14 protein-coding genes are annotated in these 14,728 nt (G+C 59.7%); 12 read left to right on the top strand and 2 right to left on the bottom strand.

Annotated features, from left to right (window positions below; all coding sequences use genetic code 11):
• Positions 1–60 precede the first annotated feature (60 nt).
• The 9 genes from RGV33_RS24630 (at position 61) to RGV33_RS24590 (ending at position 7,640) form a co-directional block, all read left to right on the top strand.
• Positions 61–1,500 carry a PLP-dependent aminotransferase family protein gene (locus RGV33_RS24630; protein ID WP_008434911.1) on the top strand — a complete coding sequence of 480 codons (1,440 nt, stop codon included), beginning with the start codon at positions 61–63 and terminating at the stop codon, positions 1,498–1,500.
• 104 nt (positions 1,501–1,604) lie between these two features.
• Complete coding sequence (locus RGV33_RS24625) at positions 1,605–2,087, top strand: translation initiation factor 2 (protein ID WP_322146765.1); 483 nt, start codon at positions 1,605–1,607, stop codon at positions 2,085–2,087.
• 162 nt (positions 2,088–2,249) lie between these two features.
• Complete coding sequence (locus RGV33_RS24620; RefSeq protein WP_322146763.1) at positions 2,250–2,504, top strand: YkgJ family cysteine cluster protein; 255 nt, start codon at positions 2,250–2,252, stop codon at positions 2,502–2,504.
• Positions 2,505–2,548: 44 nt separating this feature from the next.
• Entirely contained in the window at positions 2,549–3,154 is a 606-nt protein-coding gene (locus tag RGV33_RS24615) for an START domain-containing protein (RefSeq protein ID WP_322146761.1), read from the top strand.
• 80 nt (positions 3,155–3,234) lie between these two features.
• Positions 3,235–3,495: a hypothetical protein gene (locus RGV33_RS24610; protein WP_322148735.1), complete on the top strand. Its 261-nt coding sequence runs from the start codon at positions 3,235–3,237 to the stop codon at positions 3,493–3,495.
• 214 nt (positions 3,496–3,709) lie between these two features.
• Positions 3,710–4,051 (top strand): ribonuclease E inhibitor RraB, encoded by a 342-nt coding sequence (locus RGV33_RS24605; RefSeq protein WP_003193463.1) that lies wholly within the window; start codon positions 3,710–3,712, stop codon positions 4,049–4,051.
• Between the two features lie 425 nt (positions 4,052–4,476).
• Positions 4,477–5,886: a circularly permuted type 2 ATP-grasp protein gene (locus tag RGV33_RS24600; RefSeq protein WP_088424665.1), complete on the top strand. Its 1,410-nt coding sequence runs from the start codon at positions 4,477–4,479 to the stop codon at positions 5,884–5,886.
• Between the two features lie 3 nt (positions 5,887–5,889).
• A complete protein-coding gene (locus tag RGV33_RS24595) occupies positions 5,890–6,840 on the top strand; it encodes an alpha-E domain-containing protein (protein WP_177071199.1) in 951 nt (316 codons plus the stop codon).
• A complete protein-coding gene (locus RGV33_RS24590) occupies positions 6,837–7,640 on the top strand; it encodes a transglutaminase family protein (RefSeq protein ID WP_322146744.1) in 804 nt (267 codons plus the stop codon). The genes RGV33_RS24595 and RGV33_RS24590 overlap by 4 nt, the downstream gene beginning before the upstream one ends.
• A 174-nt stretch (positions 7,641–7,814) precedes the next feature.
• On the opposite strand, the gene RGV33_RS24585 is transcribed toward RGV33_RS24590, so the two are convergent.
• Entirely contained in the window at positions 7,815–8,618 is an 804-nt protein-coding gene (locus tag RGV33_RS24585) for a cytochrome c (protein WP_322146742.1), read from the bottom strand.
• A gap of 680 nt (positions 8,619–9,298) precedes the next feature.
• Here RGV33_RS24585 and RGV33_RS24580 point away from each other — a divergent pair.
• From RGV33_RS24580 to RGV33_RS24570, 3 genes are all read left to right on the top strand, one after another.
• Positions 9,299–10,504, top strand: a complete 1,206-nt coding sequence (locus RGV33_RS24580; RefSeq protein WP_322146740.1) for an acetyl-CoA C-acetyltransferase — start codon at positions 9,299–9,301, stop codon at positions 10,502–10,504.
• A gap of 16 nt (positions 10,505–10,520) precedes the next feature.
• Positions 10,521–12,668, top strand: a complete 2,148-nt coding sequence (locus RGV33_RS24575; RefSeq protein ID WP_322146738.1) for a 3-hydroxyacyl-CoA dehydrogenase NAD-binding domain-containing protein — start codon at positions 10,521–10,523, stop codon at positions 12,666–12,668.
• A gap of 86 nt (positions 12,669–12,754) precedes the next feature.
• Entirely contained in the window at positions 12,755–13,483 is a 729-nt protein-coding gene (locus tag RGV33_RS24570; protein WP_322146736.1) for an amidotransferase, read from the top strand.
• A 165-nt stretch (positions 13,484–13,648) separates the two neighbouring features.
• Here the strand turns inward: RGV33_RS24570 and RGV33_RS24565 are convergent, their stop codons facing one another.
• Positions 13,649–14,620: a magnesium and cobalt transport protein CorA gene (locus RGV33_RS24565; RefSeq protein WP_322146734.1), complete on the bottom strand. Its 972-nt coding sequence runs from the start codon at positions 14,618–14,620 to the stop codon at positions 13,649–13,651.
• Positions 14,621–14,728: the final 108 nt, after the last annotated feature.

Below are 14,728 nucleotides of genomic sequence, written 5' to 3'. Positions count from 1 at the left end.
TAAACTGTGCCGGTATGTTTCACACAAAAATAAAATACCCGTGAAATCGAGTGCTGCGTCATGACCAATCTGTTGCTCTACCAACGTATCGCCCAGCAACTGGCTGAGGATATCCGCCGCGGTGTCTATCAACCGGGCGAGCGCGTGCCTTCGGTGCGCAAAATGAGCTCCCAGCTCAACGTCAGCCACGCCACCGTGTTGCAGGCCTACGCGAACCTGGAAGACCAGGGTTTGATTCGCGCGCGGCCGCAGTCCGGGTATTACGTGCACCAGACGCCAGCGCTCACCGCGCCCACGCCGGACATCGCCCGGGTCGAGCGTCCGGGGTTGGTCACCCGCAGCAGCATCATTCAACAGGTGTTGGTGGAATCCCGCCGCGAAGGCGTGTTCCCGCTGGGCGCCGCCGTGCCGAGTGTCGACTACTTGCCCGTGCGGGCGTTGCACCAGCAACTGGCCAAGGTCACGCGGTTCCAGAGCCCACGGGCATTCAGCTACATGTTCAGCCCGGGTTTTGAACCGTTGCGCCGCCAGGTGGCGATCCGTATGCGCGATGCCGGGGTGGTGGTCGACCCATCCGAAGTGGTGATCACCCACGGGTGTGTCGATGCGTTGCAGATGTCGTTGCGGGTGCTGACGCGGCCCGGCGACTTGATTGCCGCCGAGTCGCCGACGTATTACGGCTTGTTGCAACTGGCGGATTTGCTTGGCCTCAAAGTCATCGAAATCCCCAGCGACCCGGCCACCGGCATGAGCCTGGAAGCCCTGCAACTGGCGGCCAACCAATGGTCGATCAAGGCGCTGGTGCTGACCACGCGCCTGAGCAATCCGCTGGGCGGCACCATGCCCGAGGAGCGGCAGAAACAGTTGCTGCGCCTGGCCTCGGATTTCGATATCCAGGTGGTTGAAGACGATATCTACGGTGAACTGATGTTTGAGCTGGGCCGCACCAAGGCCCTGAAAGCCTATGACCGCCTGGACCGGGTCATCTATTGCTCCAGTTTCTCCAAGACCTTGTCACCGGGCATCCGCATAGGCTGGATGATCGCCGGCAAGTACCAGCAGGAAATCCAGCGTTTGCAGATGTTCAGCACCCATTCGGCGTGCAGCGTGACGCAGATGGGCACGGCGGCGTACCTGGAAAACGGCGGTTACGACCGGCATTTGCGCTATATACGCCAGGAATATCGCAAGAATCTCAGTGCCTTCCAATTAGCCGTGCAGCAGTATTTTCCCGAGGGCACACAGATGACCCGTCCGACCGGCGGTTTTATCCTGTGGGTCAGTTTGCCCGGCAGGGTCAATACGCAGGAACTGCACGTGCGCGCGTTGCAGCAGGGCATCAGCATTGCACCGGGGTTGATCTTCAGTAATACAGAACAGTTTAACCACTGTATTCGCCTGAACTGCGGTACGCCGTGGAACCGCGAGGCGGAGCGCGCATTGATGACCCTCGGCATGCTTGCAAGCCAGTTATGCCAGGAAACGGCCGCAGGGTTTTGAGGCACGAAAAGGGGGCACAACGGGTAGCTGGCTAATTACCATGCTTGTCATGCCGCCCTCAACAAGCGAGCATATGGCCTTCTGCCGTTAATGCTGCTGGCGATATGACTTATACCTTTCCTGCTGCCCTGCTGATCTGCGTGTTAAGCCTGTGTACCGCGAGTGCCGTGCTGGCGGCCCCTGCCAGTGAAACGGTGCCTGCTGCCAGCAGGCAGCAAAACGCCCCGGCAAAAAAGGTGATTCCAGCCAAGAAGGCACCGGCGAAAAAAGCAGCGCCGGTTAAAAAGCGTGCCCCTGTTGCCAGTAAATCCAAATCGGCCCACGAAGTCGCCAAGACACCGCTACCGCCCGCGCAGCTGGATTTAAGCCTTCCCTCCAACATGGTTCGCCACCTGCAACCCCTTGGCACCATGCCGCAGCCGAAGAATGTGCCACTGTTGCCGCCGATGTTTGCCGAAAAACCCACCGACAACAGCGCGTTCCAGATCAACGGACGCCTGCTCAGTAACGAAATGCAACTGCAACTGCGCAACGAAGAGCGGCGCGAAGTTGAAGGGGCGGCGCTGGATTTTGAATTCAAGCAATAAACCCGACGAGTAAAAGTGACGCGCACCCCTGACCTTCTGTCGCAGACTGATCAGTCACGTTTGTTTTCAGTGAAAAACCCCTGTTAAGCCAATTTAAAACGTCTGTTTAAGGGCGTAGTCTTACGTGGCCATAACGCTAAAGTTGTCGAGGATCTGTTCTTCATGAAATGCCGTGAAGGCTGTGGCGCTTGCTGCATTGCCCCATCCATCAGTTCTGCGTTGCCGGGAATGCCTGCCGGCAAACCTGCGGGCGAACGCTGCCTGCATCTGTCGGTCGAACAGCTGTGCCAGTTGTTTGGCCAGCCAGAGCGGCCGGCGGTGTGCAGTTCGTTCCAGGCGGATATCGAGGTCTGTGGCAACAGCCAGGCAGAAGCGATCAAGTTGATCGGTTGGTGGGAACAGATGACGGCGGCTTAGTGGGCTGTTCAAAGTACTGAACTTCAACAATAAGGAATAAGACCATGGGTTCACTGAAACGAATTGCTGTGTTGTGCGGTTTTACCGTGTTGTTCGCGGGTGCAGCACACGCTGAAGACTGGCAGACCGCCAAGGATGAAGACGGCATCAAAGTGTCGTTGAGTGAAATTGCCGGCTCCAAATACAAGGCTTATCGCGGTGTGACCACCATCAAGGCGCCGCTGGCCAAGATCCAGGCGTTGCAGGAGGACGTGGCGGGGGCCTGTTCCTGGATCCACGAATGCAAGTCGCAAAAACTGCTCAAGCAGGACGGCGACAAGAGCTGGACCTACACCCAGTTCAAGGCACCGTTCCCGGTGACCGATCGCGATTCGATCCTGGAGATCACCACCACCAAGGCCGCCGATGGCAGTGTCACTCGCAAGCTGCTGGAAGTGCCGACCTACCAGCCCGAAGTCAAAGGCTATGTGCGCGTGGCGCAGGTTGATGGTTACTGGAAGCTGGTGCCTAAAGGCGACAACCTGACCGAAGTGACCTACCAGGTGCACACCGAGCCAGGTGGCAGCGTGCCGTCGTGGCTGGCCAACAAGTTTGTGGTGGACGCACCGTTCAACACCTTGAAAGCCCTGAAAGAACACGCCGAGAAGTAAGCGCCCTTTGATCGTGTGCCTCCTGCCTTGATTGGAACGATTTGCGAGCCATCAAGGTCCAGATATGTGTAAGCCCACTCTTGGGTTTTATCGAGGAGGCACTGATGCCAAAGTGGAATGTTTCCTTCACTGACGATGATGGTCAGATAAAGGTCGTGCAGTTCGACTGTGAGCACGAGCCTACCTTGGAAGAGGCCGCGCACTTGCTTCGCAATCGTGTCGCGCCAGCTTTGAAAGAACTGGATCTCAACGACCTGGAAGGTCGTACCGAGAAGCCTACGGTCAAGAGTTTGAAAGACCTGAACAGCATTGAAATCCTCACTGTCACCAAAGACGCCTGAACATTTCCTGTACGTCCTCCATGACCCTCTGGTGGAGGTGATAGCTTCGCGCTACTCTGCAATCGAGATCAGCGAAATGAATCGCTAAGGTCTGGTCTTGTCAGCTACATGCTTGTCTCCCAGCGGCGACCTCAATGCCGTAACACCCGCGCCCTTGCAGCGCGGGCCATGGGACGCACGGAAAGTCTATCCATCAGTTTGAGGAGGACGTTTCATGAGCACAGCCTATCAAGAAGACATCAGCACCAACGTGTTGCGCCGCATGAAAGAGGGCGGCTTTGACTTCTCGCGTTTCCACCCCATCGAGTTCTACGCCATTTTCCCGGATGAGGAACGTGCGCGCCGGGCTGCGGGTCGGTTTCGTGGAGAATCGCTGAATGCCCAGGTCAGCGCGCGGGATGACGGCGCCTGGTACCTGGAACTGAGCAAAATCATGTTCGCCACCTACGACGGCATAGGAGACTTTGAGCAAGACTTTGAGGCGGTGGTCGAGCCCTTGGGCGGGATCATTGAAGGATGGGGCGTAAAACAGGAGGTGCGTGGGTTACCCATGTAGCAGGATGAACAACTTCACAGCGTATCGGCTGACCTTTGGGTCGGCCGTTTTTGTTTCTGGATCGGGAAAAATCCTGCACAAAAAAAAGCCACCCGAGCAGGGTGGCCAAAGGGAAGATCGCAAAGGAGGAGAGCGATTCGGTACAAGCGATGTTGCTCAATGGATGAAGCTGTAGGACCTGTCCTGTTCAGCTGATGGAGGTGATTATCCGCAAGGATAGCCGGGCAGTGAAATCAACTCTGACTATGCTGTTGATAGTCATGGCCTGCATTGCAATGAGGCGTCGCCCATGACAGCGGGCATTTGCTGCACCGGGACGGTGCAGTGAGGTCTGCGCTTATATCCAACTGATTGATACTTAAGTGTTTATGCCGCTGGCACGGGCCTTGCGATGGTTCTTGCGTCCGGGTGACAAGGAGTACGGCATGATCCGCACTTATTATGATGAGATGTACGACGGGGCAGGGCTGGTGCGCCCCCATTACCGCGAATTCGCCCGCTGGTTGGCCGAGACGCCCCCTGAATTGCTGGCCCAGCGCCGGCGCGAAGCCGATTTGCTGTTTCACCGGGCCGGCATCACCTTCACCCTCTATGGCGATGAGCAAGGCACCGAACGCCTGATCCCCTTTGACACAATTCCGCGCAGTATTCCGGCCAGCGAATGGCGGATTGTCGAGCGTGGCTGCATCCAACGGGTGAAGGCGCTGAACATGTTCCTCGCCGACCTGTACCACGAGCAACGCATCATCAAGGCTGGGATCATCCCTGCCGAGCAAGTGCTGGCCAACGAGCAATACCAGTTGGCGATGCAGGGCCTGGACCTGCACCGCGATATCTATTCCCACATCTCCGGCGTCGACCTCGTACGCGATGGCGACGGTACTTACTACGTCCTCGAGGACAACCTGCGCACCCCAAGCGGTGTGAGCTATATGCTCGAAGACCGCAAGATGATGATGCGCCTGTTCCCCGAACTGTTCGCCGCCCAGCGCATCGCGCCGATCGACCATTACCCCAACCTGCTGCTCGACACCCTGAAAAGCTCCAGCCCGCTGGATAACCCCAGTGTGGTGGTGCTGACCCCGGGGCGTTTCAACAGTGCGTTCTTCGAGCATGCGTTCCTGGCCCGGGAAATGGGTGTGGAACTGGTAGAAGGTGCCGATCTGTTCGTGCGTGATGACCGTGTGTTCATGCGCACCACCGATGGCCCCAAAGCGGTGGACGTGATCTACCGCCGCCTCGACGATGCGTTCCTCGACCCGCTGGCCTTCAACCCGGACTCGATGCTCGGCGTACCGGGCCTGCTGGCGGCGTATCGCTCGGGCAATGTGGTGCTGGCGAATGCCATCGGCACCGGGGTCGCGGATGACAAGTCGGTGTACCCCTTCGTCACCGAGATGATCCGTTTTTACCTGGATGAAGAGCCGATCCTGAAGAATGTTCCTACATTCCAGTGCCGTAATCCCAGTGAACTGTCCCACGTGCTGGCCAACCTTCCGGAGTTGGTGGTGAAGGAAACCCAAGGCTCCGGTGGCTACGGCATGCTGGTCGGCCCGGCAGCTACGGCGGCAGAAATCGAAGCCTTCCGCGCACGCATCAAGGCCAAGCCCCACGCCTATATCGCACAACCCACTCTGTGCCTGTCGACCTGCCCGACCTTTGTCGAGAACGGCATCGCCCCACGGCATATCGACCTGCGTCCATTCGTGCTGCAAGGCAAGGAAACCCGCGTGGTCCCTGGCGGCCTGACCCGTGTGGCACTGCGCGAAGGCTCGCTGGTGGTCAACTCGTCCCAGGGCGGCGGTACCAAAGACACCTGGGTGGTCGAGGATTGAAATATGTTGAGTAGAACTGCCTCGGATTTGTATTGGATGTCGCGCTACCTGGAGCGCGCGGAAAACCTCGCGCGGATGCTCGACGTCAGCTATTCGCTGTCGCTGATGCCCCAGGACGGGCGTGGCGATGGCCTGCATGAACTGGCGATGCCGTTGCTGATTACCGGCACCCTCGACGATTACCGCGAGCGCCACGGTGAGTTGCACGCCGAACGTTTGTTGCACTTCTTCGCGCTGGATGCCGCCAACCCGGCAAGCATCTACAGCTGCCTGGGTTCCGCGCGGGCCAGTGCCCACGCGGTACGTGGGCGAATTACCGCCGACATGTGGGAAAACATCAACGCCACCTGGTTGGAAATTCGCGATATCGCCCAGCAGGGCCTGAGTCGCTATGGCATGAGCCGGTTCTGTGAATGGGTCAAGGAGCGTTCCCACCTGTTCCGGGGCGCCACCTACGGCACCATCATGCGTAACGACGCGTTTCGTTTTATTCGGTTGGGCACGTTTATCGAGCGCGCCGACAACACCCTGCGCCTGCTGGATGCCCGTTACGAAATGGCCGGCGACCAGGCCGAAGCGGTCACCGATGGCACCGCCCACGCCTACTATCAGTGGAGTGCGTTGTTGCGGGCCTTGTCGTCTTTCGAGGCCTACACCGAAATCTACCGCGACGCCCCCGGCGCCCGGCAAGTCGCCGAACTGTTGCTGCTGCGCGCCGACGTCCCGCGTTCGCTGCGCGCGTGCAGTGAAGAGATCGACCAGATCCTTGGCAGCCTGCCCGGCATCAACGGGCGCCCGGCCCAGCGCCTGGCGGCGGAAATGGACGCGCGCCTGCGCTTTACCGCGATCGACGAAATTCTTGAGGAAGGCCTGCACGCATGGCTGACCGACTTCATCCCGCTCGTGCGCGAGTTGGGTGATGCTATTTACAGTTCCTACCTGGAGGCGGCATGAGACTTTCCATCAGCCACGAAACCACCTACCACTACGAAGACCAGGTGCGTGCCAGCATCCAGTACCTGCGCCTCACACCCCACGACAGCGAGCGCCAGCACGTCCTCAGCTGGCAGTTGGACCTGCCCCGGCCGGTGCGAGCGCAACTGGACCCGTTCGGCAACATCCTGCACGTGCTGACCATGGACGAGCCCCACGAAGCCATCATCATCGGTGCCCGTGGCCAGGTGGACATCGACGAATTGCGCGAGGCCGAGCATGAAAGCCAGTCGGCGTTTCCGTTCCTGCGTTGCACCCGTTTGACCGAGCCGGACGAGGCCCTGCGCAGCTTTGCCGAAAAGCACTGCCACCAGCGCCGCGACCGCAGTGCGTTGATCGACCTGATGCATGCGTTGAACCAGTACATGACCTATTCGCCGGGCGCTACCGAAGTCGACACCTGCGCCGCCAAAGCCTTCGCGGGGCGTGCCGGGGTGTGCCAGGACCATACCCACGCCTTCCTCGCCTGCGCCCGTAGCCTGGGGATTCCGGCGCGGTATGTGTCGGGGTATTTGTACAGCGAAGACTGCGAGCACCTGGCCAGCCATGCCTGGGCTGAAGCCTGGCTGGATGATGCCTGGTACAGCTTTGACGTGACTAACCAACTGGCCCGGCCAGAGCGGCATTTGAAGCTGGCGGTGGGCCTGGATTACCTGGACGCCTGCCCGGTGCGGGGCATGCGTCGTGGGGGAGGGCATGAGCAGATGCATGCCAAGGTATTTGTGGCGCCGACACCGGTGATATCGGTGCAGCAGCAGTAGGAAAGCTCTCTGTGCCAGGAAAGCTTTTTGTGGCGAGGGAGCTTGCTCCCGCTGGGCTGCGAAGCGGCCCCAAAGCATGCCCCCGAGTTCTGTCTGGAGAAATGTGATTGTCTGATTGGGGCTGCTGCGCAGCCCAGCGGGAGCAAGCTCCCTCGCCACAGATTTACCTGAGCCTTAAGGTTGTTTCCTGCCTGCCATATGCTTCAAGTACCCCACCAGCAGATCCAGGTCCGCATCCGGCAGCACGCTGGTGGCAAACGCCGGCATCTTCGCCTGCGGCCAATGCCGCATGCTTTGTGGGTCGCGGATATAACGCTTGAGGAAATCGCCGGCGAAATATTCAGTGGGGTTGTACGGAATATTCAGGTCCGGTCCCACCTGCGCATCGCCGGCGCCGTTCAGGCGATGACACGCCAGGCAGTTCTTCTGGAACAGCGCGAACCCTTGATTCACCGGGTCATTCGCCGTCAGTTTCGGGTCTGGCAACAGCGCCGGAAAGCGCTCCGCCACCGTCTTCAATTGCTTGATCCCCGAGATCTGGAACGGCCACTGCTCAGGGCTGATGTTTCCTGACTGCGGATTCGTCCACACCAGATAAAACGGCCCGGCACTGGGTTTGCCATCCGCCAGCGGCGGCCACGGATGCGCCGGATCTTCCACCGCCAACCAGGCACGCGCGCCGCTTTTTGAAAGCAGCGGCGCCGCCGTCAACTCTGCGGCAAAGCCGTCCAGGGCCACCGCCTGCAGATGATTCTCCGGCTTGATGCCCGGCAACAGCGCCGCCAGTGGCACTGCCCGATAGGTCATGTTGCGCTTGTAGGAAACGTCATCGACGATCTGCACCGTCTGTACATCCGGGCGCTTGAGCAGTTCGATTGTTTCCCAGGTTTTGCTGGCGTGATCGAGCTCGATGGTCAATTGCGCGGCAGACACCGGCACGGCCAGCAGCAGGGTCAGGAGGAGGATGATCTGTTTCAAGGAAAGGCCCGTGTTTGAGTGTCGATGCGGATGCACGATACCGCAAAACAACCTGAAACCGGCGCGCAAAACGGCAGCCCCTAACGGGATCGCTATACGCAATATCCCGAAAGGCGCTGCCAAAGGCTGCGATCCTGGCGCTGTGTGTGCGCAGAATGTGGAGTGCGAGTGGTCACCCAATGACCTTGGTCAGATTGGGCAAGATCAGAATCAGGGTGGTGGCGAAAAGAATAAGTCCCGCCTGACGTACTTTCGAATGTTTGAACATGGCTGACTGCCTTTTGTTGTTATTCCTGAGCGTCAAATGCGTGCCGGTCGATTTAACTATGACGGTACTACATGACTCTTTTCTTACAGTTCCTACAGGTGCTCCAGCAAAACCCGGCAGCAACCTTTTACTTCTCTTACAGATTCAACCTTAGAGCCCTCGTTCTACATGGCTTAGATCCATTTCGTCTCATCTCATGAGGGATTCTGCTTAAAAAGGCATGAGGCCAATTGCCAGCCAGACGCCAGCCCTACAGCTAGACAGCTAAAACGATTAATCAACCGATTCGCGTAGCCTCCTACCGTTCGTCTGAGCGTGACCGTCAAGGTCAATGAGCGGTTCGGTCATTGAATCCGGCGCCCCGGCGCCTAAGGTAGGGGCACGATTCGTTGCACAGTGATTCGAGGACGTCATGACCCAAGCTTTGATCTTTGATGCGATACGCACGCCCCGTGGCAAAGGCAAGGCCGACGGCGCCTTGCACAGCGTCAAGCCGGTAAACCTGGTGGCGGGGTTGCTGGCCGCGCTGCAACAGCGCACCGACCTCGACACCCGGCAAGTGGATGACATTGTCCTGGGATGCGTCACGCCGGTGGGCGACCAAGGCGCCGACATCGCCAAGACCGCCGCGCTGGTGGCGGACTGGGACGTGAGTGTCGCCGGTGTGCAGGTCAACCGGTTTTGCGCCTCGGGCCTGGAAGCGGTGAACCTCGGGGCGATGAAAGTGCGCTCCGGCTTTGAAGACCTGGTGGTGGTCGGCGGTGTCGAGTCCATGTCCCGCGTGCCCATGGGCAGTGACGGCGGCGCCTGGGTGCTCGACCCGCAAACCAACCTGCACAGCCACTTCACCCCGCAGGGCATCGGCGCCGACCTGATCGCCACGCTGGAAGGCTTCACGCGCCAGGACGTGGATGCCTTTGCCCTGCACTCACAGCAGAAAGCGGCGCGGGCCAGATCAGACGGATCCTTCAACAAATCGCTGATCGCAGTGCAGGATCAAAACGGCATCGTGTTGCTGGACCAGGACGAGTTCATCCGCGCCGACTCGACGCTTGAAGGCCTCGGCAAACTCAAGCCCAGCTTCGAAATGATGGGCCAGATGGGGTTCGATGCCACGGCATTGCGGGTCTACAGCCACGTCGAGCGCATTAACCATGTGCACACACCGGGCAACAGTTCCGGAATCGTCGATGGCGCCGCGCTGATGCTGATCGGTTCCGAAGCAAAGGGCCGCGAACTCGGCCTGCAACCCCGGGCGCGGATCGTCGCCACAGCGGTCACCAGCACCGACCCCACTATCATGCTCACCGGCCCGGCGCCGGCTACGCGCAAGGCGCTGGCGAAAGCGGGGCTGCGGGTGGAAGACATCGACCTGTTTGAAGTCAACGAGGCGTTTGCCTCAGTGGTGCTCAAGTTCATCAAGGACATGGGCATTGACGCTAGCCGGGTCAACGTCAACGGCGGCTCCATCGCCATGGGCCACCCGCTGGGCGCCACGGGCTGCGCGATTCTTGGCACCTTGCTCGACGAACTGGAGGTGCGCCAGCAGCGGTATGGCCTGGCCACCCTGTGTGTCGGCGGCGGCATGGGTATCGCCACCATCATCGAACGCCTCTGAGCCCAAGGAATCAGTCATGACCGATGCCATTCGTTACGAAAAAGGCCAGGACCAGATTGTGGTACTGACCATCGACATGCCCGGCCAGAGTGCCAACACCATGAACGGGGTGTACCGCGAGGCCATGGCGGCCACCGTCGCCCGGTTGCACACCGAGAAGGATTCGATTGCCGGTGTGATTATCACCTCGGCGAAAAAGACCTTCTTTGCCGGCGGCGACCTCAATGAGCTGATCAAGGTCGATAAGCCTCACGCCAAGGCTTTCTACGACAGCGTGTTGGTGTTGAAGGCGCAGTTGCGCACCCTGGAAACCCTCGGCAAACCAGTGGTGGCCGCCATCAACGGCGCCGCGCTGGGCGGCGGTTGGGAGATTTGCCTGGCGTGCCAGCACCGCGTGGCGCTGGACCACACGTCAGTGCAGATCGGCCTGCCGGAAGTCACCCTCGGGCTTTTGCCGGGCGGCGGCGGTGTGGTGCGCATGGTGCGTATGCTGGGGCTGGAAAAGGCCTTGCCCTACTTGCTGGAAGGTAAAAAGATTACGCCACAGCAGGCGCTGCAAGCCGGGCTGATCGATGAACTGGCGGCTGACCGCGACGAGCTGCTGGCCAAGTCCCGGGCGTGGATTGTTGCCAATCCAGAGGCGAAACAGCGCTGGGACATCAAGGGCTACCAGATCCCCGGCGGCACGCCGTCCAGCCCGAAAGTCGCACCAATGCTCGCCATTGCGCCATCGATACTGCGCGCCAAAACCAACGGCTGCTTCCCGGCCCCGGAGAAGATCCTGTGTGCTGCCGTAGAAGGCGCCCAGGTGGATTTCGACACCGCGCACCTGATCGAGACGCGCTACTTCACCGAGTTGGTTACTGGGCAAGTGGCGAAAAACATGATTGGCACCTTCTGGTTCCAGCTCAATCAAATCAACGCCGGCAGCTCGCGGCCCGAGGGTTTTGCGCCGTATGTGACGCGCAAGGTCGGCGTGCTCGGCGCCGGGATGATGGGCGCGGGCATTGCTTACGTCAGCGCGTCGGCAGGCGTTGAGGTGGTGCTCAAGGACGTCAAGCTGGCGGCGGCGCAGAAGGGCAAGGCACACTCGGCAGCGTTGCTGGACAAGAAGGTCGGCCGTGGGCAATTGACCGCCGAACAGCGGGAAACCATCCTCGCGCGGATTCTTCCTACTGAATCCGATGCTGATCTTGCCGGCTGCGACCTGATCATCGAAGCCGTCTTCGAGGACCGTGAGCTGAAGGCCAGGGTCTCGGCGGCCGCGCAAAGCGTGGTGGGTGCCGAAGCGGTGATCGCCTCCAACACCTCCACCTTGCCCATCAGCGGGTTAGCCACCGCCGTTCCAGACCAGGGCAAGTTTATCGGCCTGCACTTCTTCAGCCCGGTGGACAAAATGCCCCTGGTGGAAATCATCAAGGGCGCCCACACCAGCGACGAAACCCTGGCCCGAGGTTTCGATTTCGTACTGCAAATCAAGAAAACCCCGATCGTGGTGAATGACAGTCGCGGCTTCTTCACCTCGCGGGTGTTCGGCACCTTCACCAACGAAGGCATCGCCATGCTCGGCGAAGGTGTGGCCGCGCCGATGATCGAGACCGAGGCGCGCAAGGCCGGCATGCCTGTGGGGCCGCTGGCGGTCTCTGACGAAGTTTCCCTCAGCCTGATGAGCCATATTCGCCAGCAAACGGCCAAGGACCTACAGGCCGAAGGTAAGCCGTTACCCCAGCACCCGGCATTTGCAGTGATCGACCTGTTGCTCAACGAATACAAACGCCCGGGCAAGGCGGCGGGTGGAGGCTTCTACGATTACCCGGCGGGCGGGCAGAAACACCTGTGGCCGGAGCTGAAAAGCCGCTTTGAAAAGCCCGGTCAACGGATCTCGGCGCAGGACGTGCGCGATCGCCTGCTGTTTATCCAGGCCATTGAAACCGTGCGCTGTGTGGAGGAGGGCGTATTGATGTCGACGGCGGACGCCAACGTCGGCTCGATCTTCGGTATCGGCTTTGCCGCCTGGAGTGGCGGGGCGCTGCAATTCATCAACCAGTACGGCCTGAACGACTTTATCGCCCGCGCCCGCTACCTGGCCGAGCAATACGGTGAGCGCTTCACACCACCGGCGCTGCTGTTGGAGAAAGCCACACAGGGTGAAGTGTTTCGGTGACCAAATGTGGGGCTTGCCTTGGAAGGGTATTTCAAGGCAGGCTCTGGGGGTGTTCATTATTCCCATCGCCGTGTCAGGTATTTTTTATGTCGTTACGCGTGTGCATCCTGGAAACCGATATCCTGCGTCCTGGACTGATCGATCAGTACCAAGGTTACGGGCAGATGTTCAAGCGCCTGTTCTCCAAACAGCCAATTGCCGCCGAGTTTGTCACCTATAACGTGGTGCAGGGTGAATACCCGGCGGATGGCGAAGTGTTCGACGCCTACCTGGTGACGGGCAGCAAGGCCGACTCCTTCGGCACCGATCCCTGGATCCAGACCCTCAAGACCTACCTGCTGGACCGCCATGCACGCGGTGACAAACTGATCGGCATCTGCTTCGGCCACCAGTTGTTAGCGCTGCTGTTGGGCGGCAAGACCGAGCGGGCGACCAAAGGTTGGGGCATGGGCATCCACGACTACAAACTGAACGCCAAGGCACCGTGGATGAGCCCGGTGGTGGAAGAGCTGACGCTGTTGATCAGCCATCAGGATCAGGTCACTACATTGCCGGAAAACGCCACCGTGATCGCCTCCAGCGAATTTTGCCCGTTTGCGGCGTACCACATCGAAGACCAGGTGCTGTGCTTCCAGGGCCACCCGGAATTTATCCACGACTATTCCCGCGAACTGCTCGAGATTCTTCAGACAACGCTGGGTGAGAAGGTCTACACCAACGGGGTGGCCAGCCTGGAACGAGACCACCACGGCGTCACCGTGGCGGAATGGATGATGCGGTTTGTGGCGCACAAACCAAAAGCAGGAGCTGCCTGAAAGCGTCCAGGGCAAGAAGCACGGTCTTCAAGGCAAAGCAGATTAATGTGGGAGCTGGCTTGCCTGCGATAGCATCACCTTGGTGTAACTGACAAACCGAGGTGCCTGCATCGCAGGCAAGCCAGCTCCCACACGTTTGATCTCCAGCAAATTGAGGTGGGTTTGTTACAGCCAGCCTGAGCGCTTGAAGCTGGCCCACAACCCCGTACACCCCACCGCAATAAACCCCAGCACCGCAAAATAGCCGTAGTGCCACTGCAGCTCTGGCATGTTCTGGAAGTTCATCCCGTAGATCCCGGCCACCGCCGTCGGGAACGCCAGAATTGCTGCCCAGGCGGCGAACTTGCGCTGCACCACGCTTTGGCGCGAGGCTTCCAGCAACACCCCAATCTCGATGGTCTGGCTGGCGATATCCCGCAGGGTCGTCAGGTCTTCCATCTGCCGGGTGACGTGAATCTGCACATCGCGAAAATACGGGCGCATGTTCTTGTCGATAAACGGGAAGCTCAGTTTCTGCAACTCCTGACTGATCTCCACCATCGGCGCCACGTAGCGCTTGAGCCGCAGCACATCGCGGCGCAGGCCGTGGAGCTTCTGGATATCCGCTTCACTCAGGGAGTTGCACAACACGTTGCGCTCCAGCTCATCGACCTCGGCATGAATGGCCTCGCTCACCGGCTGGTAGTTCTCGGTTACGAAATCCAGCAGGGCATAGAGTACGAAATCTTCCCCATGCTCCAGCAACAGCGGCCGCGCCTCACAGCGCTGGCGCACGTAGCCGTAGGACGCCGAGTGGCCATTGCGGGCAGTGATGATGTAGCCGTTGCCGGCAAAGATATGGGTCTCGATAAACTCCAGCTTGCCGTTATCGCGCACGGGTGAGTAGGTCACGATAAACAGCGCGTCGCCGAAGGTTTCAAGCTTGGGGCGGCTGTGTTTTTCCAGGGCGTCTTCGATGGCCAGCTCGTGCAGGTTGAACTGGCGTTGCAGGTTGGCCAGTTCCAGGGCGCTGGGCTCCTCCAGGCCGATCCACACAAAGTGGTCGGGCTTGGCGGCCCAGGCGGCGCCTTCGTCGAGGGTGATATCGGTGACTTTCTTACCGGCGCTATAGACGGCGGCCGCAACAACTCTACCCATAGTGCTGATCGCTTCTTTATTGGATGACAGTTGTTGTGCAGCTTAGCCTGAACGCGCCCTCTGTAGGAGCGAGCTTGCTCGCGAAAAACCTGAGAGCGGCGGGTTAAT

Origin of the sequence: Pseudomonas sp. Bout1, from assembly GCF_034314165.1 — a bacterium.
GTDB lineage: Bacteria > Pseudomonadota > Gammaproteobacteria > Pseudomonadales > Pseudomonadaceae > Aquipseudomonas.
This window is presented reverse-complemented; position numbering and strand designations above follow the sequence as displayed.